Here is a 20,746-nt window from a genome sequence, read left to right as displayed (position 1 = left end):
TGTACAACCACCAGTTGCCACAGTCAGCGCTCAAGAGTAGTACGCCAATGCAGGCCATGAAAGAGTGGTACCAAGAGCACCCGGATCTGTTTCACAAGCGGCCATATGATCGTCCGGGATGTGACAGCTAACGCTTGCGGTCATTGCCTTCGTTGCCGTTCTTCTTACCAGCATTCGAAAGCTAGCTGTAAGTCACGATGCACTGATTAGAAGCGAAGCGGACGCTCAGCGGGCAAACCGCGCAAAGAGCGAGTTCTTGGCTGCGGTGTCGCACGAACTGAGAACGCCTTTGACGAGCATCAGAGGGTTCTCCGAACTCATCGAGATGCGCAGCAATGAGCCTCACACGCGAGAGCAATCTGGTCTCATTCGCCAAGGGGCCGAACACCTAAATGCCGTGCTGACGGAAATACTGGACCTCGCGCGAATTGAAGCGGGCGCCATGCCTGCACACCTTGAGCCAGTGGAGCTACCCCGACTACTGCAAGAAGTGATCGAGTTGTTTCGCGTCAGTGCAGCGGCCAAGTCGCTCGGTCTCTCTTTAAAGGGGGCCGATGACGTCCCGAGGTATCTGACGACCGATGCCCTGAAGCTCAAGCAGATCCTGAACAACCTGCTGTCGAACGCCATCAAATTCACGACGACAGGCATTGTTCAACTCATTGTAGAAACCAGTCCAGATCACGGTGCGCTGCTGTTTCATGTCGTCGACACAGGACCTGGGATTCCAGAAAACTTGCACGATGTGATTTTTGAGAAGTTCAGCCAAGGTGACAGTCGAATAAGCTATCAACACGGTGGAACCGGCCTTGGCCTCTCACTTTCACGGGCCCTTGCCGAACTGCTTGGCGGATCTCTGACGGTTAGGTCCAGCGTAGGAAACGGCTCGACTTTTACACTGTCGCTTCCGTCGTCACAGTCGGTCGCTGAGTAAGGTTTTCACGCGGCTAGAGCCGAAGGTTGGCCGCACCAAAGGTCATTGAGATCCGGAAAATTCCACTTGTGAGGGTCTTCACGCGCGACCACTTTCTCCGTGCATCCGCGTTCCGCCAAGTCCACCAATATTGGGGTGAAGCGCAGGCTGGACTTCGTCGAAAAGAACACCTTGACTTTAGGAGCGACCAATGACTGCCGCCCTTGCTCGACAACCACGCCAATGCGGCCGGAAGTCAACCGCACCAGCGATCCCACCGGAAAAATGCCGATGCTTTTGACGAACGCCTGAAATAGGCGTGGGTCGAGGTGACCATTTGTCCACTCCGCCATACGGCGCAGGGATTCCGCTGGGTCCCATCCCCGCTTGTAGGGTCGATCGGAGGTGATGGCGTCGTACACATCACAGATCGCCGTCATGCGTGCGATCAGACTGATCTCGTCGCCCTTGAGCTTGTCAGGGTAGCCGGAACCGTCGAGCTTCTCATGGTGATGAAGGCAGGCATCAAGCACGGCGTCTTCTACGGCACCGCTTTCCTTGAGCATCTCATACCCTCGCAACGGATGGCTTTGAACCATTGCAAACTCACCGTTCGAGAGCTTTCCGGGCTTGTTAAGAACCTCAAGTGGAATTGCGGCTTTGCCTAGATCATGCAACAGCCCCGCCATTGCCGCGCTTCGCGTGTGCTCCTCATTGAGATTGATCTGCTTGGACAGGGCGACCATCAAAGCGCACACGGCTACCGAGTGCATATAGGTGTAGTCATCCGCAGTCTTCAGTCGAGCCAAACTGATCAAGGCACTGGGATTGCGGGTTACAGAGTCGGATATTTCCTCCACCAACTCACGAGCACTACTTGAATCGACCGCTTTTCCCATGCGCGCCTCTTGGAACATGGAAATCATGGCGGCCTTGGATTCAGAGCACAGGAGCGCCGCTGCATGCAGCTCGTCCTGCATGCTTCCTGCCCACGCTGGGTGTATCAGTTCATGAAGTTCGGAAAGCGCGCGGTGATCTTCTTCACGGTCTGCTCTTGAACGCAGCAGCCGTTCAACTGCGAAGGATCACTGGCCGCAACCAGCCTGAAGCCGCCGCATGGCCAAGTCGCTGTCTTTTGCGTCAAGCGTTTGCGTGCGGCGCTGAGTAGAAAGATCCTGAGCTGATGGTGCGCCAAACAGCCCGGCTGGAAAAAATACAAGACTCAGTGAGAAACGCCCGGAAAAGTACAACACTGAAGGAATAAAAAGTACAAAGGCATGCCCCCTGTGTTGTTCCAAGTCGTTGATTTCTCAAATTGGGCAGTACAACACTCAGCGCATATCGACAGCGAGCGGCAGGTAGGGTGCAAGAGTCTGGTCGTGTCGGTTATTTCGCACGCAGGTCATTGATTTGTATAGCCTTCGCCGGGATGAGGCGGCTGGATCGCGGGCAATGCGGATGGGTTTTTCACTGCATTGATTGCTGCAAAAAATCGTGACTATCCATCTAAAAGCTCATGATTCATGCAATGGATGCGCCATTTTCAACCGGCTCGTCGATTGTTGCCATTTACAGAACAGTCAGTTCGCGACTGAGTGGTTTTTCTTTGAACACCCGCGGCGTACAGTTCAACCCATCGATGAGCCGAACCCGCAAGGCGACTCACCGAACCCGGTCAGAAGCGGTTTCACCTGTTCGTCTTCTCTCCGGCTTTTTTGAGACGCTTTTTAACTTCAAAGGAAATCATCATGAACAAGACCGCACGCTTCCTGTCCATCGCCGCCGTGTCCGCTTTCGCAGCTTTTGGCGCCCACGCCGACGAAGCCGACGCTTCGCAATTCGCCACGAAGTTCGAAACCAACCGCACCCGCGCCGAAGTGGCTGCCGAGGCATCGAGCGTTGCCCAGACCCGCAGCATCAAGCCCGCAGGTTCGCGCGTCGTGACTTACAAGTCCACCGCCGACCGCGCTGCCGTGCGTGCCCAGGCCGCCGAAGCCGTGCGCACCGGCCAGATTCCTTCGGGTGAGATCAGCGCCCTGTAACCGGGGTGCTGCCAGCAGCCGAGACCGAAAAAGGCGCCTTTGGCGCCTTTTTTTCGTCCGCGCAGCGCGGCGGGCCCAGCGTAGGGTGGGGTGTGCGTTTGACGTCTGGCGTTGCGCGGTGCGCTATGGCAGACTGCCCAGCCCGGAGCCTTTGGGAGACAAGCATGGCCGAGTCCGCAGCTCTTCGCGAGATCCTCATGGTCACGACCACGGTGGCCACTGAAGCCGAGGCCCGCCGACTGGCCCAGTCGGTGCTGCAGGCACGCCTTGCGGCCTGCGTGCAGGTGGAGCCGATCACCGCCTACTTCCGATGGCAGGGCGCGCTGCAGGAAGACCGGGAACTGCGCGTGGCCTGCAAGACGATGCCGCGCGCCGTGCCTGCGCTGCTGGCCTTGCTGCGGGCGCAGCACCCCTACACCTTGCCGCAACTGGCGGTGCAGCCGTTGCAGGTCTCGCTCGAATATGGCGCGTGGGCCGATGCGCAGATGGCGGACGCATCGGCAGCGCTGGCCTGACTGCATAGACAGGTTCAGCCGGAGCGCGGCTTGAGGACCTGCTCCTCGAAAGTCTTCAGCGGCAAAGGCCGCCCGAACAGATACCCCTGGAACGACCTGCAGCCGTGTTCCAGCAGGAATTCGTGGTGCGCGCGGGTCTCCACGCCCTCGGCGATCACGTCCAGCCCGAGGCTGCCGGCCAGCGCGATGATGGAGCGCGCGATCGCAGCATCGTTCGGGTCCTGCAGCACGCCGCGCACAAAGCCCTGGTCGATCTTGATCTGGTCCAGCGGCAGGCGCTTGAGGTAGCTGAGCGACGAGTACCCCGTGCCGAAATCGTCCAGGGAAAAACCCACGCCGTGGGCCTTCAGGGCGCGCATGGTGGCGATGACACTGTCCACGTTGTCCAGCAGCAGGCTCTCGGTCAGCTCCAACTTGACCTTTGCAGGGTCGGCACCTGTGCGTTCCAGCAACCTGAGCACCTGTGCCACGAAGTCGTCCTGCAGGAACTGGCGTGCGCTCACATTGATGGCCAGCGCCAACCGCGCCAGGGCGGGGTCTTCGCGCCAGTGCGCCTGCTGGCGCAGGGCGGTTTCCATCACCCAGTGGCCCAGGGGCAGGATCTGTCCGGACTCTTCGGCCAGAGGGATGAACTCGGCCGGCGGCACCATCCCCCGCACCGGATGCTGCCAGCGCACCAGGGCTTCCGCGCCCGTGACCTGTCCGTGGCTGTCCACCTGTGGCTGGTAGAGCAGCACGAACTGCGACTGGCGCAGCCCCGCATGCAGCTCGGTCTCCAACTGCGCGCGGCGGTTCACGGCTTGCTGCATGTCGGGGTCGAAGAAGCGCAGCGTATTGCGCCCGGCCTCCTTGGCGCGGTACATCGCCATGTCGGCCTGCTTGAGTACCTCGTCCACCGAGTCATGGTGGCCGCGCAGCAACGTAATGCCGATGCTGGCAGAGAAATGGTGCTCGTGGCCCGCCAGATCCGAGGGCTGGCGCAACTGGGCCAGGATCAGCTCGCCCAGCGTACGGGCCTGGGCCGCCGCCTCTGTAGCATCCATGCTCAGGCCCTGCAGCACCACCACGAACTCGTCGCCGCCCAGGCGGGCCACGGTGTCCTGTTCGCGCACGCAGCTGCGCAGCTGCCGGGCCACTTCCTTGAGCAGCAGGTCGCCCACCTCGTGGCCCCGGGTGTCGTTCAGGGTCTTGAAGTTGTCCAGGTCCACGAACAGCACGGCGGTGGTCAACCCCGAGCGAGCACCTGAGGCCAGCACCTGCTGCAGGCGGTCCACCAGCAGGCGGCGGTTGGGCAGCTGGGTCAGCGCGTCGTAGAAGGCTAGGTACCGCGCTTCATCCTCGGCAGCCTTGCGTCCCGAGATGTCGATGTCGATGCAGAACATCTCGGCCGGCTGCCCGGGCACCTTGATGTAGGCGTGGCTGGAGAACACGTGGACGGGCGTGCCGTCCTTGCGCCGCAGCTGCAATTCGCCCGCGGGAATGGGTTCGCCCGTGGCGAACATGTGGCGCACGTGCTCCCGCACTGTCTCGCGCATGGGCGGCGGGATGATCAGGTCCAGCAGGTTGTTGCCCAGTGCTTCTTCGGCCGGATAGCCGTACAGGTGCTCGGAGGCCTTGTTCCAGTAGCTCGTAGTGCCGTCCTCCAGATAGCCTTGCACGGAGATGGAGGGGATGTTGCGCAGCAACGAGCGAAAGCGCAGTTCCGACTCGCGCAGCGCGCTCTCGGCCTGTTTGCGCAAGGTGATGTCGCGGGCCAGGAACACCACGGCAGGCTGGCCGCCCACCCTGGCCCCCAGTGGCTGCGCCCGCCCTTCGAATTGCCGCAGGCCCGACAGGGTCTGCATCTCGTATTCCATGCTGTGGGTCTGACCCGACTGCAAGGTGTCGCGGACCAGGCGCACAAAGGCGTCCGCCTGCCCGGCCGGCAGAACATCGTGCAGACGCTTGCCGATGAGCTGTGAGGGGCTGGCCGCCAGCGCCGCATCGTCCGGCGACAGTACCTCCACATAGCGCCCCTGCGCATCCAGAACCAGCAGGACATCGGGGATCGCATGTGCGATGGCCCGCAGCCGGGCAGCCGTGCCTGCCAGCGCCTGCTCGGTCACCAGGCGCTGCTCCACGTCGCGCAACAGCAGGCCCAGCGCCACCGTGGCGGGCGTGAAGGTGATGAGAAAGGGCAGGGCGAGCGTTTCGTTCACGCGCGCCACGGCTGCAGGGGGCAGCAGTTGGAACACGCCCAGCAAAGCGGTGTGCACCAGCAGCCCGAACAGCGCCAGTGGAAGCGGCTGCACGCTCAGACGGCCCCGCGTGCGCGCTTCGCGGTAGAGCAGCCCCAGCGCCGCGCACAGCACGATGCTGATGAGGCCCACCTCGGTGCCGACGCCGCCCACCCACAGCCGCCCCGCCGCCGCCAGGGCCACCGCGATGCAGGCGACCACCGGGCCGCCGAACAGGCCGGCCATGCTGAGCACCACCGAGCGCGCATCGAAGATCACGCCCGGCATCAGCACCACCGGGGTCAACATGCCGACCAAGCAGATCCCGCCGAACAGGACTCCCGAGACGGCCTGCCCCGTCAGCGGGTGGAGGCGCCACAGCCGGATGCTGGTGCTGTGCAGAAAGCACAGAGCCAGCAGCAAGGCGAGACCTTTGACCAGCTCAATGAACATGGCATCCGCACAGTGGGGTTAAGAACGATCCAGATTGCGCTCCAACGCGACCCCTGAGAGATCGTCAACACGTTCCGAGCACCCATCATGGAGGAATTGCGGGCTGCCGTAAACGTGAAAATGGCCCCGGATGGGGCCATGACGAGGGCAGTTGCGGCCAGGCGGGGCTAGGCCAGCAGCGCCTGGGCGAACTCGCGGGCACTGAAGGTCTCCAGGTCCTCCAGCTTTTCGCCCACGCCGATGAAGTAGACCGGCACGGGGCGCTCCTGCGCGATGGCGGCCAGCACGCCGCCCTTGGCCGTGCCGTCGAGCTTGGTCACGATCAGGCCGGTAAGCTGCAGTGCATCGTCGAATGCGCGCACCTGGGCCAACGCGTTCTGGCCGGTGTTGCCGTCGATGACCAGCAGCACCTCGTGCGGGGCCGTGGCGTCGGCCTTGGCCACCACGCGGCGGATTTTCTTGAGCTCTTCCATCAGGTGCAGTTGCGTGGGCAGGCGGCCGGCGGTGTCCACCAGCACCACGTCCTTGCCGCGTGCCTTGCCGGCGGTCACGGCATCAAAGCTCACGGCGGCCGGATCGCCCCCTTCCTGGCTCACGATCTCCACCGTGTTGCGGTCGGCCCAGACGCCCAACTGCTCGCGCGCTGCCGCACGGAAGGTGTCGGCCGCAGCCAGCAGCACCGCCGCGCCTTCGTCGGCCAGATGCTTGGTGAGCTTGCCGATGGAAGTGGTCTTGCCCGCGCCGTTCACGCCCGCCACCATGATCACGGTGGGCGTGTATTCGCCGATGACCAGGGGCTTTTCGAGGGGCCGCAGCAGGTCGGCCAGCGCATCGGCCAGCAGGCCCTTAACGGCGGCGGGGTCGGTGGCCTTGGCCTCCTTCACGCGGCGCTTGAGGTCGGCCAGCAGGTGCGTGGTGGCTTTCACGCCGGTGTCTGCCATAAGCAGGGCCTCTTCCAGCTCTTCGTACAGCGCGTCGTCGATCTGCGTGCCGGTGAACACCGTGGTGATGCTCGTACCCGTCTTGCGCAGGCCGTTCTTGAGGCGGTCCAGCCAGCCCTTGCGTTCGGCGGCCGGGGCCACGGCGGCAGGTGCCGGCGCGGGGGGTGCGACCGGAGTGTGGGCCTGCGTGGGTGCCGGCGTGGGCACGAACGGCGCGGCGGGGGCCACAGCGTGAGGAGCCTGCACCGGTGCGGGTGCCGGTGCCGGTGCTGGAGGGGTGGGCGATGGCGCCGGGGTGGGCGCGGCTGCGGGCATAACCACAGGCGCTGGTGCGCGGGCCGGTGCGGCCACAGGCGCGGCCTCCGGGGCGGGCGTGGCGGGGTCCGCCGCCTTGTTGCCGAACGGGTTGCGCAGCCAGCCGAACGCCGAAGGCGCCGGCGCGGCGGCAGGCTGGGCCGCCTGGACAGGCGGTGCAACCGGCGTTGCAGCGGGGGCTGGGGATGCCGCGGCTGGAGCAGGGGGGGCGGCCGGGACGGCAGGCGCGGGGGGCACTGCCGCAGGTGCGGCGGCTTCCGGGGCCGGGTTGGACTCGGGGGTGGGCTTTTTCTTGAAAAAACTGAACATTGGCGGGTTCTTAGAATCACCCCATTCTATGAAACGCGCTTTCACCCTCCTGGGCCTGTTGGCCTGCCTGTCGTGCGGGGCTGCCTTTGCGGCGACCACCCCGGTTGTTCCAACCCCCGCCACGCCGTCCATCACGGCCTCTGGCGCAGAGCTTTTCACGCTCAAGAACGGCATGCAACTCATCGTGCAGCCCGACCGCCGCGCTCCCACGGCGGTGCACATGGTCTGGGTGCGCGTGGGCTCCATGGACGAAGTCGATGGTGTCACCGGCGTGGCCCATGTGCTCGAACACATGATGTTCAAGGGCACCAAGACCCTGCCCCCCGGCGAGTTCTCGCGCCGCGTGGCGGCCCTGGGCGGGCGCGAGAACGCCTTCACCAGCCGCGACTACACGGGCTACTACCAGCAGATCCCGTCCAGCCGGCTCGAGGATGTGATGAAGCTCGAGTCCGACCGCTTCGCGCACAACCAGTGGGCGGACGAGGAGTTCAGGAAGGAGCTGGAGGTGGTGAAGGAAGAGCGCCGCCTGCGCACCGAAGACCAGCCCCGGGCCGTGCTGTCCGAGCAGCTCTTTGCCACTACCTTCATCGCGTCGCCCTACCGCCGCCCCATCATCGGCTGGATGAGCGACCTCGATGCGCTCACGCCCAACGACGCCCGCGCCTTCTACCGCCAGTGGTACACGCCCACCAATGCCGTGGTCGTGGTGGCCGGCGACGTGGAGCCCGCCAAGGTGCGCGCCCTGGCCGAGAAGTACTACGGCAGCATTCCCGCCCACGCGCTGCCCGAGCGCAAGCCGCGCATCGAGCCCGAGCAAAAGGGCATGCGTCGCATCGCCGTGAAGGCGCCGGCCGAGCAGGCCTACGTGGCGCTGGCCTTTCGCACGCCCAGCCTGGAGCGGCTGGACAAGCTGACCGACGCCGACAACGATGCGCTCGCGCTGATGGTGCTCTCCGCCGTGTTCAGCGGCTACGACGGTGCCCGCCTGGACCGCGCCCTGACCCAGGGCGAGAACCGCGTGGCAGACAGCGCCAACAGCGGCGCCATGGTCACGGGCCGCGGGCCCAGCCTGTTCATGCTCAGCGGCGTGCCCGCTGCGGGCAAGAGCGCGCAGCAGGTCGAAGATGCGTTGCGCGCCGAAGTCACGCGCGTGGCGCGCGATGGCGTGAGCGAGGCCGAACTTGCGCGCGTCAAGACCCAGTGGATCGCCTCCACCGTGTACGAGCGCGACTCGGTCATGAGCCAGGCCCAGGAACTGGGCGGCAACTGGATCCAGGGCTTTCCGCTCGATGCCAACGAGCGCCTGCTGGCGCTGCTGCGCACGGTGACGCCCGCGCAGGTGCAGGCCGTGGCGGCCAAGTACTTCGGCGATGACCAGCTCACCGTGGGCACGCTGCTGCCCCAGCCGCTGGAGGGCCTGCGCGCCCGCCCCGCGCTGCCAGCCGGCGCCGTCATCCGTTGACCCCCGCACTGGGACATAGCACATGATTACTATCAAAAACATAGCTGCTCGCGCTTTGGTGGTGAGCGCTGGGGCAGTTTTTTACTCTGCATCTGCCTGGGCGCTCCTGCCCATCCAGCACTGGACGGAGCCCAGCGGCGCCAAGGTCTATCTGGTCGAAAGCCCGGTCATCCCCATGGTGGACGTGCAGATCGACTTCGACGCCGGCAGCCGGCGCGACCCGGCTGGACAGTCAGGCCTGGCCAGCGCCGTGGCCGCCATGGCCAGCAAGGGCGTGAAGGCCCTGGGTGGAGAGCCGGCGCTGGACGAGAACGGCCTGGGAGAGGCCTGGGCCGACCTGGGCGCGAGCTTCGAAGCGGGGGCCGAGAACGACGCCATGCACTACTCGCTGCGCTCGCTCACCGACCCGCCGCTGCTCGACAAGGCTGCGCGCCTGGCCGCCCGCCAGATCGGCGAGCCCAGTTGGCCCGCCGACGTATGGCCGCGTGACCGCGCCCGATGGAGCGCCAGCCTGAAAGAGGCCAACACCAAACCCGCCACCGTGGCGGCCTATGCGTTTGCATCGGCGGTGTACGGCACCCACCCCTACGGCCTGCGCACCACGGAAGAAAGCCTCTCGCGCATCAACGTGGCAGACATGCAGGCCTTCCACATGCAGCACATCGCCGCCTGCCGTGCCAAGGTCAGCATCGTGGGCGCCGTGTCGCGGGCCCAGGCCCAGGCGCTGGTGACCACGCTGCTGTCGCGCCTGCCCGCTGCCTCGGGCTGTGCCCCGCTGCCCCCCGTGGGAGAGATCCAGGTGCTGGCGGCGCCGGCAGAGCAGGCCATCCCCTTCGCGTCGGCCCAGGCCCATGTGCTGATCGGCCAGCCGGGCTTTCAGCGGCGCGACCCGGACTTCATCGCCCTGCTGGTGGGAAACCACATCCTGGGCGGCGGTGGTTTTGTCTCGCGCCTGACCAACGAGGTGCGCGAAAAGCGCGGCCTGTCCTACAGCGTGTACAGCTACTTCGCCGCTGGCATGCATGCGGGCGCATTCACCGTGGGCCTGCAGACCCGGCCCGACCAGGCCGAGCAGGCCGTCAAGGTCTCGCGCGACGTCATCGCACGCTTTGTCGCCGAAGGCCCCACCGAAGCCGAACTGCGCGCCGCCAAGGACAACCTCATCGGCGGCTTCGCGCTGCGCATCGACAGCAACAAAAAGCTCCTGGGCAATGTGGCCAATATCGCCTGGAACGAACTTCCGCTCGACTACCTGGACCAGTGGACGAAGAAGGTCGAGGCACTCACGGTCGCCGAAGTGCGCGCCGCCATGGCCCGCAAGCTCCAGCCCGAGCGCATGGTCACCGTGGTGGTCGGGGGCAAGCCATGAGCCGATCCACCCTGCGCCCGGGCGAGCTGCCCGGCGGCAAGAAGGCAGGCGCTGCGGCCGCCGCGCCCGCCAAGAAGGGCAACGCTGTGCCCCCAGCGGCAGCCGCCGCACACAAGGGGGCGGGCGAGATCCGCATCATCGGTGGGCAGTGGAAGCGCACCCGCCTGGCCGTGGCCCGCCACCCCGGTCTGCGGCCCACGCCCGACCGCGTGCGCGAAACCCTGTTCAACTGGCTGGGCCAGGACCTGACCGGCTGGCGCTGCCTGGACGCCTTCGCCGGCACCGGCGCCCTGGGCCTGGAAGCCGCCTCGCGCGGCGCAGCAGCCGTGCAATTGGTGGAAAACGATGCCGCCCTGGTCGCGCAGCTGAACACCCAGCAGCAGCGCCTGAAGGCCGCCACCGTGCGCGTGACCCGCGGTGACGGCCTGTCGGCGCTGCAGCAGGCCGGCCCAGGCAGCCTCGACCTGATCTTGCTCGACCCGCCGTTCGGCAGCGACATCTTCGGCAAGGCCCTGCAGGCCGCTGCGCGTGCCGTGGCGGCCGATGGGCATGTCTACCTGGAGGCCCCACGGGCGTGGTCGGATGACGAGCTGCAGGACGCAGGCCTGGTGGTGCACCGCCATCTGAAGGCGGGGGCTGTGCACGCGCATTTGCTGCGCCTGGCGACGGCGGGGTCCTGAAGGCAACGCCTCCTTCAGTTTCTGAGCAACGTGGCCACCCGCAGGCTGCCGTCGGTTTCCGCACCCGACATGTTCCAGCGCATCGGCTGAGCCACTGCTGCCGGCAGCGCCGGGCTGCGCACCCAGGCCAGGTGCAGTGCGTAGCTTCCCGCCGGAGCTGCAGCAGGCAGCGCCCAGCTGGCATCGATCTGCGCAGGGCGGCCCGCGATGAGGCTGCGCACCTGCGCGGCGTTCAGCAGCACCTGCGAGCCCAGCACCTGCCCCCCGGCATCCCGCACCTGTCCTTGCAGTGCCCACGGTTCGTACACCGGCGCATGGCCGATGTTGCCCACCTGCAGGGTCAGCCGCAGCGTGCCGTGGGTCGGTTGGGTCACACCGGCCTGCGTCGCGACCAGGCGGTAGCCGGACTCGCGCCCTACCGCCGCAAGCGCCTGCTGCTCGGCGGGCGAGAACGCGGGCCAGATGGAGTTCAGGTTCGCATTGCCCACCATGCCCACATGGAAGTCGCGCACCTGCTGGGCCGCGGTGGCAGCCGAAGGGTCTGCGCTGCCCGCGCCAAAGGGGCAGAACTCCGCGACCCACGGGGCGATCTGCCACCGGTCCTTGATGAGGGCCCAGTCTGCGGGGCGGTGGAGCCATTGGTCCATGTAGCCGGCCTTGCCCAGGCAGTCCCATCGCAGGCCCACGGGCAGGGCGGTGATGGCCTGCTCGAAGAAGGCGTAGCGCAGCGTGTCCAGGTTGCTGTGCGGAACGAACATCACCTGGCGCACCTGCGGGAATGCCTCGAAGTGCATGCGGGCGATGGCGCGCTTGGTGGCGTCGCTGGCCGGTGCCACACCTGACGGCACCACGGCGGAGTTGGTGTAGTCGACCTGGGTGCCGGACAGGGCCCATTCGCCGTACTGCCCATAAAGCCCCACGTCCACCCAGGCGATGTCGGAGGTGTCTGCCAGCGCCTGAGAGACCTGCGTGAGCAGGGCCTGCATGCGGGCCAGCACGTAGGGGTGGTTCCAGTTGGGCACATAGGTGCCCACGCCGGGGTTGCCCGGCTGGGTGGACCACATGCACACGGGGTGTGGAGCGTTGCACTCGGGCTGGGTCGAGGTGGCCGACAAGTAGGCGGGCACGTCGGCGACACCGGTGCCATACCCTCGCATGGGCTGTATGCGGAACGCAAAGCGCTCTCCCCGGGCGCGCGCTGCCGCCCGGTCGGCCAGCAGCGTGGCGGCGATCTTGTAGCTGCCCGGCGTGGAGTCTTCGAGCTGCGCCCAGGTGTAGCGCTGGAAGGACTCCAGCGGTGCGGGCGCCTGGGGCGCGGGCACGGCCAGGGGCTGCTCGCGCCACCGGTGGTAGCCGCGCCCCGGGTTGCGCGTGGTGTCGCTGGCGGCGGGAAGGGCGGCACCCAGCGGCAGTGTGGTGAGCTGCCATGCCGGAGCGGGCGTGGGTGCGGGACCGGGTGCAGGCGCCGGCGTGGGCGCGGGTGCCGGTGGCGGCGTAGGCGACGTGGGTAGCGGGGGCATTGTGCCTGGATCCGTGGCGGGCGGCGCTCCGGGCGTGGTCGGTGCATTGGGCGCGGGCGACGCGGAGCCTGGGGCTGGTGCGGGTGCGGGTGCCGATGGAACCGCCTGCCCGTCGTCCGGGTCGCCAGCGCCGCCGCAGGCGCTCATCAGGGCCGCAGCAGACACCAGGGCACACAGCTTGGCGGCGCGGGCGGTCAAGGACGCGGTGGATTCAGGAGCATCGGGGGGCCGGAGTGCCGTGTTCATGGGTTTTTATGAGTCAAAAGAGCCTCTGCGCCCGCAAGTACGGCGCAGGCAGCTATGTTTTCAGGAGCGATCGGTATTCAGCGTGCTGGCTGCTGCGTGCCTTCGTCGATCACATCCAGTCGGGCCTGGGTGCCCGCAAGCGTGTAGGCGAAGGTGTAGCGGCGGCCTGGCGACAGTGTGTTGCGGGCATGCGGGTAGGCGCCATCGTTCACGTGGATGATCTGGCGCCGGGCGAGCTGGATGCGCGTCTTGCGGTAGTGCGCGGCGGGGTCGGCAGGCAGGGCATGCCATCGGCTCGTCTGGCCGGGCGCCAGCGGGCCCAGGTCCGCGTCGCTGCCCCGTTGCGGCAGGCCCAGCCACACATGCTCGAATGGTTCGGTGCTGTCGTTGCGGATGCGCAGGCAGACGGTGCGGCTGGCGTGCGCGCAGCCCGGCGCGGCGAGCCAGGCGCACCCCAGGGTCAGCAACATGCGGCGGACCATGGCGGGCTCATTCCTTGAGGCTTTGCAGGTCGTTGCTCAGCTCGCACACCCGCGCGCGGCGGCGCGCAAGGGCGCCGCCGCCCGTGTTGAGCGCGCTGGAGGTGCCCTGGTCGGCGTAGAGCTGCGTCTCCCACCGGAACTGTGCCCCGTCGAACGCCAGCCACGCGCGCTGGGCGGCACGCAGCGCGTCGCGGCGTGCAGGGCCGGCGGCCTTGAGCGCTTCTGCGTAGATGCGGTTGAGTTCCTTGTCCCAGGCGTCATACGCGGCGGACTGTGCGTCGCTCAGGTCCACGGTCACGCCGGCGCTGCGCTCTACGGCTTTGGCGAGTGCCTGGTCGATGGGGTGTGGCTTGCTCTGGCCGCAGAAGTGCTCTGCCGCGTGCGCTGTGCCGGAGAGCAGCAGGGCGATGGTAGCGACGGTGGTGAGGGTGCTGTGCAAGGTTCGGTGCATGGTGGAGCCGAGGGGGCGCAGGGTTGTTGTCCGGTTCGTGTATTCAGGCAAAGGCCGACATGTGTTGCAGCAGCAGCGGCAGGTGGCGCCGCAGGTCCTGGGCCTGCACGGCGGTGTGGTAGCCGCTCCAGCTGCCGTCATCGGCCGTGGGGTGACGGCCCCAGGCCACGCCCAGGCGGTCCAGCAGCGGCTCTTTGTCCTGCCAGGGGCGCGTGCCGCAGCGCAGCTCGACAAACACCTGGCCGCGCTCGCGTGCCAGCCGCAGTTCAAACGGCGAGCGCGCGTACTGCGCCACGCAGTTGTCGAAGGCGGTGGGCGAGTCGCAGAAATCGGTCAACGTGAAGCCGAAGTCCGTCTCCAGGAACCCGAAGCGCTGGCGCCAGCCTGGCAAAAGGCCCGCGTCCTGGGTCACTGGTGCACCCTTCGGCCTGCGGCCTGTCCCGCCAAGCGGGAGCGAGCTTGTTGGGGGCGGCCCGGCACGGCGCTCATGCCCCCACCCACAGCAGCACCATGAAGGTGGCGAGCACCGCCATGACGGTGTAGATCGCCACGGTGCCGGCGCCCGCCGCCGCTACGCAGGCAAGGCCCGACCAGCCGCGCTCCATGCACCATTGGGCCATGTGGCGCGCCAGGAACAGGCCCGCCACCCACCCCAGCGCCAGCAGCAGCGCGATCGCGCCCAGCAGGCGGCCGCCCTGCGTGGAGTTCATGCCGTTGCTGCCCAGCAGCACGGTGAACATGAAGAACAGCGCGGGCAGCAGGTTGGCGGCGCCCGACAGCAGCATGGCAAGGGTGGTTGCGCGCATGCGTGGTCACTCTGCCGTCGCGTAGCTCAGCAGGTCCACGGACTGCGTGTCCTTGGGGTTCCAGGACAGGAAGTCCGAGCGCGCGATGATGGTGTAGGTCTTGCCCTGCTCCATCTTGCCGCCGGGCATCAGGGCCTCGGTGCGCGGGTCGACATACAGCATGGTGGTCAGGCCCTCGGCGCTGCGCATCAGCACGGCCTTCTTGCCGTTCTTCACCTTCACATCGCTCACCCAGGCGGACTTGACCCCGGCGGGCGGGTTCAGGCTTTCCACAGTGCCCGACAGCCGCAGGATCTTCTTCCAGGTCTTGCTTTGCTGTGGCGATGTCTTCTGGCTGCTTTCGGCCGCGTCGGCTTTCTGCAGGTCGCCCAGGGAGTTGTAGGCGATGGTCCAGTCGGCCAGGCGGGTGTCGCGGCGGATGTGGTCGGCGGCGAGCATCAGGTTCTCGGTCCAGTTGCCGCATGCGTTCTTCTTCTTGCACAGGGGCCAGGCGGTCTTGATCCAGCGCGACAGCTGCTCGGCCTTGTCGTGGCCGCCCATCTCCAGCGCCACGCCCGCCCCCAGCACGGCAGCGGCCTGGCCTTGCTCGGGGGCCGCCACGAGTACCGCGCCGTTGCCCACGTCCAGCTTGCCCACGCGCAACTGGCGCATCATGGCGTGGGCGTATTCCTCGGCGGTCTTGCCATCCAGGTCTTTCACCAGCAGGGTGACGATCTCCACGCCGGTCTGCTGGGCGTGGTCGTGCATCTGCTTTTCGAATTGCGCGCGGATCGCGGGGTCGAGGATGCCGAATTCGTCGTAGATGAACTGGCCGCCCTTGGAGGGCAGGGCGCCCGCGTCCGCCTTGGGCAGGACCTGGGCCACGGCGGCAGGTGTGGCGGGCATCGGTGCGGGCGATGCCGCGACGGCGGGCGCGGTGGCCGGCGTGCCGGACGGTGCAGGTGCGGGCTTGGCCGCCGGTGCCGAGGACGGGGCTGGCGCGGCTGCGGGCGCCTGGGCCACGGCAATGGCCTTGCCGGGCGCGGTGCCACCCTGGCAGGCAGCGCCGCCGCCCTGCAGCTCGCAGGCCTCGGTCCAGCCTGCGGCGATGGCGGCCAGGCGCTTGCGCCGGCCGGGGTGGGTCTCCCCGTCCTTCTCGGGAATCAGCGTGGCGATGGCGTTCTGCGCGTCCTTGAGCGGTGCGCCCATCTTGAAGAGCACGAAGCCGCTGAACTTGTCGGACTCCAGCTCAATGGGCGGCTGGCTGCCGCCGGGCACGATGGTGTGGCCCGACAGGTGGTGGCCGATCTCGTGCGCCATGATGCTCACGGGGGCCCAGTTGTTGGCCTTGGTGGCGCGGATCACGTCACCCATGAACGAAGGGTTGTACGCGATCACGCGGCGCGGCAGCTTGTCGGGGCCCGCCATGATGACTGCCGCGGCGTTGGGCACCTGGCCCTCCACCACCACGAAGTTGGCGGGCAGGCCGGTGTACTTCATGATCTCGGCCACCACCTGCTTGCCTGTGCCGCCGCCCTTGGACAGATCGGGCGGCGAGAACGCCACGGGGCTGCCGTCGTATGAGCAGGCCTGCAGCGTCGCGGCCAGCTCGGCCACCAGTTGCGCCTTGGTGGGTTTGGGGCCGGCGGTGGCGGCGGCCTTCTGGGCCAGAGCGACGCCAGCGCATGCCAGGCCCAGCAGTGCTGCGCAGGCGATGGCGACGGGACGGATGTTGGCGTTCGGGGTGTGCTTCATGCAGTCAGGCTCCTCAAGTGGCGATTCGGAAGTTCAGGGATGGACGAGGGCCGCCACGCGGAGCACGCGCTGGGCCAGTTCGGTCTGGCCGCGTGTTCCGGTCTTGGCATAGAGGCTTGCCAGCTGGGTACGCACCGTGGGCATCTTCACGCCCTGGTTCTCGGCCATCTCGCGGGGCGTCATGCCCTGCAGCAGCAGGGGCACCAGGGCGGCTTCGGCGGGCGTGAGGCCGTAGAGAGCGCTGCACACCGGCATGGCGGCGCGGGTGTCCTGCACCGTCTCGGGCACCAGCACGAACTGCACGAGCGGATCGCGCATCGCTGCGCCCGGCTGCGCGCGCAGCGGTGCGGCCAGGGCCACCAGCGCATGGTTGTGCGGCGTGTGCAGCCGCGCTGACACCGGGGTTCGCGCGCTCAGGCATGCGGCGAGCAAAGGCGGCAATGCGGCATGGACCTGGCCCAGCTGCAGCGGCTGGCGCGCATGCCATCCGGTGGCATGCCGCAGCAGCAGGCTGCAGTCGTCCGCCACGCCCAGCCAGTTGCGCGCATGGTCGTTCAGGTAGCGCACGGTGCCGTGGGGGTTCACGTGCGCGAGGCCCAGCGGCAGCTGGTCGAGCGTGCGCTCCAGCGCGGCGGTGTGGCGCTCGGCCAGCCGCAGGCGGCGCTGCGCACGCATGAGGCTGCGGACCCAGGGCGTCACTGCGCGCAGCTGTGCGAACTGCGCGGGGGTGAACTCGGGCTGGCCCAGTTCGTTGTACAGCGCCAGCACGTGCATGCCGCACTCGGGGGAGGCCTCGACGATGCTGTTGACCATGGCGTCTATGCCCAGCGGACGCAGGTAGTCGGCATAGAAGCCGCTCTTGCGCAGGTCGCTCGTGGCGATCAGCTGCTGGCTGAGCGAGCCTCCCCGCCCCAGCGCCTGGGCATGCTGGCGTTCGAGCGCGTCGCTCCAGGCGTCCTTCACCTGGATGAGGTCCGCATAGCGCTGCAGGAAGTCGTCGGGCATGCCCCATTGGCTGGCGGCGAGCGGGTCTCCCTCGCCGGGCAGCGGGCAGAACAGCACCAGCTTGCGGCTGCCCAGCGCCTCCCCCAGGTGCCGCAACAGGCGGGGCGCCATGTCGGGCTCGCCCAGGGATTCCAGGCTTTCGGCCATCAGGGTTTCGAACCCGGGGATCCCCAGGTGCTGCCCGTGCCAGTCCTTGCTGCTGCTCAAATGCTCTCCGCGGTCGGTGGTGGATGAATGGGCCGGATGGTAGGAGCGGGCTGGCGGTGGTCACATCATTCAGGTGAATGATGTGACGGACTTTTCACACATTCCGCACACATTCCGCGCGCATATGCGGCGCCGGAACGGGTTCCCGGCCGCGCGGGTGGGGGTTCTACATGCCCATCTGCCACAGCACGAACTCCACCACGCCCCGGGCGTAGAGCGCCGTGGCCTGCCACTTGAGCAGGGCGAACAGGGCGCCGGCCAGCAGCAGCCGCAAGCCGTCGCGGCGCGCATCGAGCAGGTAGAACTGCCGCAGCGCCACCATGAAGGCCAGCGACTGCAATGCGGTCATGTACCAGGGCGACCACTGCTTGTGCCACTTGAGCAGGCCCGCGGAGTGGGCCAGTACCAGCGGCAGCTGGTTGGCCATCTGCAGTGCGATGAACACGGCCTGGCAGTACAGCGCCAGCGTGAGCAGTTCGGTCGCGTTGTAGCCCAGGCGGCCGCGAAACAGCAGCCAGGCGCTGGCGAATGCCGCCGCCGCGCCCAGCGAGAACGACCACTTCGAATAGGCGCTGACCAGGGCGTACATGCTGGCAGCGGCTTCGCTCGGAAACTGGGGCTTGAGGTAGTCGGTGTGGCCCAGCACGATCAGCAGCAGTCCGATGGCCAGGCACAGCAGCGTGAGCGGGTGCGGATGGTCCTTGCGCTGCCCCAGCACGTATTCGCGCGCCAGCGTGCCGGGCTGCGGCAGCACCCGCAGTGCGTTGCGGATAACGTCCCATTCGAACCAGCGAAAGCGCGCCCAGGCCTCCTTGCGCACCGTGGCCGCGCCCATGCGGGTGGCTTTCTTCTGGCCGCACTGCGCGCAGTAGGGGCCTGTGAGCAGGGTGGAGCAGTTCAGGCACTCTGGGGTGTCGAAAAGCGCGTCGGAGGTGGTGTGTGTCACGAACTGGCCGGCAGGACAACAAGGGCCGCGCATGGTAGGGCGGACAGCCCGCACTTGGCATCGTTCAGGTGAATGATGAGCCCGCCGCCAGGCAGCCCGCCCACCGTCTGGAGGACAATGTTCCGCACAGGCTTGCGCGAAAGGCGGCACGTCGTTCACCTGAACGATGACGCCCCGGCGGCGCGTGCCTACCATCCGCCCCTTTCCCGAAAGGACTTCTCTTGAACCCTGCCTTGGGCGAACTGATGGGATCCGTGGCCGACGGCGAGCGGTTCAGCCAGGCGCTGGCCGGCTATGCGGCGAGCTTTCGCGCCGACCTGTTGGGGGGCGCGTTCCTGGCCAGCGGCCTGGATCAACTGGCGCAGTGGGGTGCGCAGTTCGCCGAACACCCGCATGTGGACTACTGGCTGCAGTCCCCGTCGAGCGACGGCGCGCCGGCGCTGCTGGCCATGGGCGTGACCCCGGAGGCGGCGCAGCGCTATGCCACCCACTACCGGCTGAACGACCCGCTGTGGGACGACGCCATGGCGCGGCGCGCGCGCCTGGGGCTCTCGGGCGTGTGGGTGGCGACCGATGCGCCGGAGCAAGCCGCGCGCGGATTTCGCAGTACCGAAATCTATAACGACTTCCTGCGCCAGTACGGCATTGGCACCCGGATGTTCGGCGGCAGCCAGGGGGCATCGAGCCCGGTGGGCAATCTGTTCATGTCGGTGTTTCGCCATGGCGACGACGAAGGCTTCACGCGCGAGGAGGTCACCCGCTTCGAAGCGGAGTTCTCCACCGTGCAGCGCGCCGCCTACCTGCACCGCGAGATGGTGGCGCTGCGCGCCCGCACGCGCGGCATGGAGGCGCTGATGGAGCAGATGCCCATGGGCATCCTGTTCTTCGATACCGCCGGCAGGCTGCTGCATGCCAACGCCCGTGTGCGGGCGCTGTGGGCGGGGGCTGGGCGGGGCAGCCTGCTGCACACGCTGCAGCGGGGGTCGGTGCTGGCGAGCACGTCGGAGCCCGGGCTGCGCGCGCTCTTCATGCAGTCGCTGCAGGGGCGCAGCGGCTGCGTGGAGCTGGACGGCGGGCTGCTGCTGGTCGCGCTGTCGCTGAGCGACCTGGCCTCGCTGGGCATGCTGCACCAGTCCCCCGGCGTGGCCTGGGTGGTGATGGAGCGCAGCCTGGGCTGCGATGCCGCGGTGGCCCTGGCGCGGCAGGCCTACCGCCTGAGCCCTGCGGAAGCCGACCTGCTGCTGGCGCTGATGCGCGGGCAGACCCCGCAGGACTTTGCCGACGCACGCGGGGTGCGCATCACGACGGTGCGCACGCAACTGAGCGCGCTGCTGTTCAAGACCCGCACCGCCCGCCAGCAGGATCTGGTGGCGCTGGTGGCGCGCCTGATGCTGCTGGCGCCCGGCGGCCAGCCGCTGGCCTGACCGGCCCTGGCCCAAGAAGGCGCCCCGCCTTCCATGTTGCACTGCACTGCATAATGCGCGCACGCGGCCCGGCAGGCCGCAGGGAGCTAGGCTCCCCAGGGCCGGGGCCAACGTCATTCGCCAGACAGGAGACAACCAGCCATGGCCCAGAACGTGCTCGCCGTATACCCCGGAACCTTCGACCCCATCACCCTGGGTCATGAAGACGTGGTGCGCAGGGCCACCCAGTTGTTCGAGCGTGTGATCGTCGCGGTGGCGGCGGGCCACCACAAGAAAACCCTGTTCTCGCTGGAAGAGCGGATCGACATGGTCAAGGAAGCCGTCAAGAACTACCCGCAGGTGCAGGTGGAGGCCTTCTCGGGCCTGCTGCGCGACTTCGTGGTGGCACGCGGCGGCAAGGCCATGGTGCGCGGCCTGCGCGCCGTGACCGACTTCGACTACGAGTTCCAGCTGGCGGGCATGAACCGCAGCCTCATGCCCCAGGTGGAAACGGTGTTTCTGACGCCCAGCGACAAGTACCAGTTCATCAGCAGCACCTTCGTGCGCGAGATCGCCGTGCTGGGCGGCGAGGTGGTCAAGTTCGTCTCGCCCTCGGTGCAGGAGCGGCTGGCGGTGAAGGTGAGGTCGCTCACGCCTCCCTGAGCGGCTTTGGCCGGTGTACCGGGGCCGCACAATGCGGTCCAGGCGTTAGGAATTCATCAAATCGATCG

At 67.4% G+C, this 20,746-nt stretch carries 18 protein-coding genes and 2 pseudogenes; 9 read left to right on the top strand and 11 right to left on the bottom strand.

Features of this window, described 5'->3' with window-relative positions:
* Positions 1 to 131: pseudogene (locus tag KW835_RS22235) on the top strand (IS481 family transposase); the annotation flags it as partial.
* Between the two features lie 11 nt (positions 132 to 142).
* The gene (locus tag KW835_RS22230) at positions 143 to 934 is read left to right on the top strand and encodes an ATP-binding protein (RefSeq protein ID WP_218386496.1); all 792 of its coding nucleotides are present in this window, start codon (positions 143 to 145) and stop codon (positions 932 to 934) included.
* Between the two features lie 5 nt (positions 935 to 939).
* On the opposite strand, the pseudogene KW835_RS22225 reads toward KW835_RS22230, so the two are convergent.
* Positions 940 to 1,896 (bottom strand): annotated as a pseudogene (locus KW835_RS22225) (HD domain-containing phosphohydrolase); the annotation flags it as partial.
* A gap of 765 nt (positions 1,897 to 2,661) precedes the next feature.
* On the opposite strand from KW835_RS22225, the gene KW835_RS22220 reads away from it, so the two are divergent.
* Positions 2,662 to 2,955, top strand: a complete 294-nt coding sequence (locus tag KW835_RS22220) for a DUF4148 domain-containing protein (protein WP_218386479.1) — start codon at positions 2,662 to 2,664, stop codon at positions 2,953 to 2,955.
* A gap of 164 nt (positions 2,956 to 3,119) precedes the next feature.
* Entirely contained in the window at positions 3,120 to 3,470 is a 351-nt protein-coding gene (cutA, locus tag KW835_RS22215; protein WP_218386477.1) for a divalent-cation tolerance protein CutA, read from the top strand.
* Between the two features lie 14 nt (positions 3,471 to 3,484).
* Here the strand turns inward: cutA and KW835_RS22210 are convergent, their stop codons facing one another.
* On the bottom strand, positions 3,485 to 6,139 hold the full coding sequence (locus tag KW835_RS22210; protein ID WP_218386476.1) for an EAL domain-containing protein: 2,655 nt from the start codon (positions 6,137 to 6,139) through the stop codon (positions 3,485 to 3,487).
* 167 nt (positions 6,140 to 6,306) lie between these two features.
* A complete protein-coding gene (gene ftsY, locus KW835_RS22205) occupies positions 6,307 to 7,704 on the bottom strand; it encodes a signal recognition particle-docking protein FtsY (RefSeq protein ID WP_218386474.1) in 1,398 nt (465 codons plus the stop codon).
* Positions 7,705 to 7,732: 28 nt separating this feature from the next.
* On the opposite strand from ftsY, the gene KW835_RS22200 reads away from it, so the two are divergent.
* The 3 genes from KW835_RS22200 to rsmD are packed head-to-tail and all read left to right on the top strand — an operon-like array spanning position 7,733 to position 11,215.
* Positions 7,733 to 9,166: a pitrilysin family protein gene (locus KW835_RS22200; RefSeq protein WP_218386472.1), complete on the top strand. Its 1,434-nt coding sequence runs from the start codon at positions 7,733 to 7,735 to the stop codon at positions 9,164 to 9,166.
* 22 nt (positions 9,167 to 9,188) lie between these two features.
* Positions 9,189 to 10,535 carry a pitrilysin family protein gene (locus KW835_RS22195; protein WP_218386471.1) on the top strand — a complete coding sequence of 449 codons (1,347 nt, stop codon included), beginning with the start codon at positions 9,189 to 9,191 and terminating at the stop codon, positions 10,533 to 10,535.
* Positions 10,532 to 11,215 (top strand): 16S rRNA (guanine(966)-N(2))-methyltransferase RsmD, encoded by a 684-nt coding sequence (gene rsmD / locus KW835_RS22190; RefSeq protein WP_218386470.1) that lies wholly within the window; start codon positions 10,532 to 10,534, stop codon positions 11,213 to 11,215. The genes KW835_RS22195 and rsmD overlap by 4 nt, the downstream gene beginning before the upstream one ends.
* 14 nt (positions 11,216 to 11,229) lie before the next feature.
* On the opposite strand, the gene KW835_RS22185 is transcribed toward rsmD, so the two are convergent.
* The 8 genes from KW835_RS22185 to KW835_RS22150 all read right to left on the bottom strand — a co-directional run bounded on the left by KW835_RS22185 (position 11,230) and on the right by KW835_RS22150 (position 18,612).
* Positions 11,230 to 12,981, bottom strand: coding sequence for a DUF4832 domain-containing protein (locus tag KW835_RS22185; RefSeq protein WP_218386462.1), 1,752 nt, complete (start codon positions 12,979 to 12,981; stop codon positions 11,230 to 11,232).
* A gap of 77 nt (positions 12,982 to 13,058) precedes the next feature.
* Positions 13,059 to 13,463: a hypothetical protein gene (locus KW835_RS22180; RefSeq protein ID WP_218386460.1), complete on the bottom strand. Its 405-nt coding sequence runs from the start codon at positions 13,461 to 13,463 to the stop codon at positions 13,059 to 13,061.
* Between the two features lie 7 nt (positions 13,464 to 13,470).
* The gene (locus tag KW835_RS22175) at positions 13,471 to 13,914 is read right to left on the bottom strand and encodes a lysozyme inhibitor LprI family protein (RefSeq protein ID WP_218386458.1); all 444 of its coding nucleotides are present in this window, start codon (positions 13,912 to 13,914) and stop codon (positions 13,471 to 13,473) included.
* 43 nt (positions 13,915 to 13,957) lie between these two features.
* Positions 13,958 to 14,326 (bottom strand): hypothetical protein, encoded by a 369-nt coding sequence (locus KW835_RS22170; RefSeq protein WP_218386456.1) that lies wholly within the window; start codon positions 14,324 to 14,326, stop codon positions 13,958 to 13,960.
* A gap of 73 nt (positions 14,327 to 14,399) precedes the next feature.
* Positions 14,400 to 14,720, bottom strand: coding sequence for a hypothetical protein (locus tag KW835_RS22165; RefSeq protein WP_218386454.1), 321 nt, complete (start codon positions 14,718 to 14,720; stop codon positions 14,400 to 14,402).
* 6 nt (positions 14,721 to 14,726) lie between these two features.
* Entirely contained in the window at positions 14,727 to 16,454 is a 1,728-nt protein-coding gene (locus KW835_RS22160; RefSeq protein ID WP_218386453.1) for a YgcG family protein, read from the bottom strand.
* Between the two features lie 33 nt (positions 16,455 to 16,487).
* Positions 16,488 to 17,666 (bottom strand): helix-turn-helix transcriptional regulator, encoded by a 1,179-nt coding sequence (locus KW835_RS22155; RefSeq protein WP_218386451.1) that lies wholly within the window; start codon positions 17,664 to 17,666, stop codon positions 16,488 to 16,490.
* A 166-nt stretch (positions 17,667 to 17,832) separates the two neighbouring features.
* Positions 17,833 to 18,612, bottom strand: a complete 780-nt coding sequence (locus KW835_RS22150; RefSeq protein WP_218386449.1) for a DUF3667 domain-containing protein — start codon at positions 18,610 to 18,612, stop codon at positions 17,833 to 17,835.
* A 221-nt stretch (positions 18,613 to 18,833) separates the two neighbouring features.
* Between KW835_RS22150 and KW835_RS22145 the strand changes: the two genes are divergently transcribed.
* On the top strand, positions 18,834 to 20,036 hold the full coding sequence (locus KW835_RS22145; protein WP_255593806.1) for a helix-turn-helix transcriptional regulator: 1,203 nt from the start codon (positions 18,834 to 18,836) through the stop codon (positions 20,034 to 20,036).
* Positions 20,037 to 20,177: 141 nt separating this feature from the next.
* Positions 20,178 to 20,678 (top strand): pantetheine-phosphate adenylyltransferase, encoded by a 501-nt coding sequence (gene coaD / locus KW835_RS22140; protein WP_218386447.1) that lies wholly within the window; start codon positions 20,178 to 20,180, stop codon positions 20,676 to 20,678.
* Positions 20,679 to 20,746 lie beyond the last annotated feature (68 nt).

This window comes from Acidovorax sp. sic0104, from assembly GCF_019219095.1.
In the GTDB taxonomy this organism is placed as follows: domain Bacteria; phylum Pseudomonadota; class Gammaproteobacteria; order Burkholderiales; family Burkholderiaceae_C; genus Acidovorax.
The sequence above is the reverse complement of the archived record's forward strand: the minus strand, read 5'-3'. Positions and strand labels throughout refer to the sequence as shown.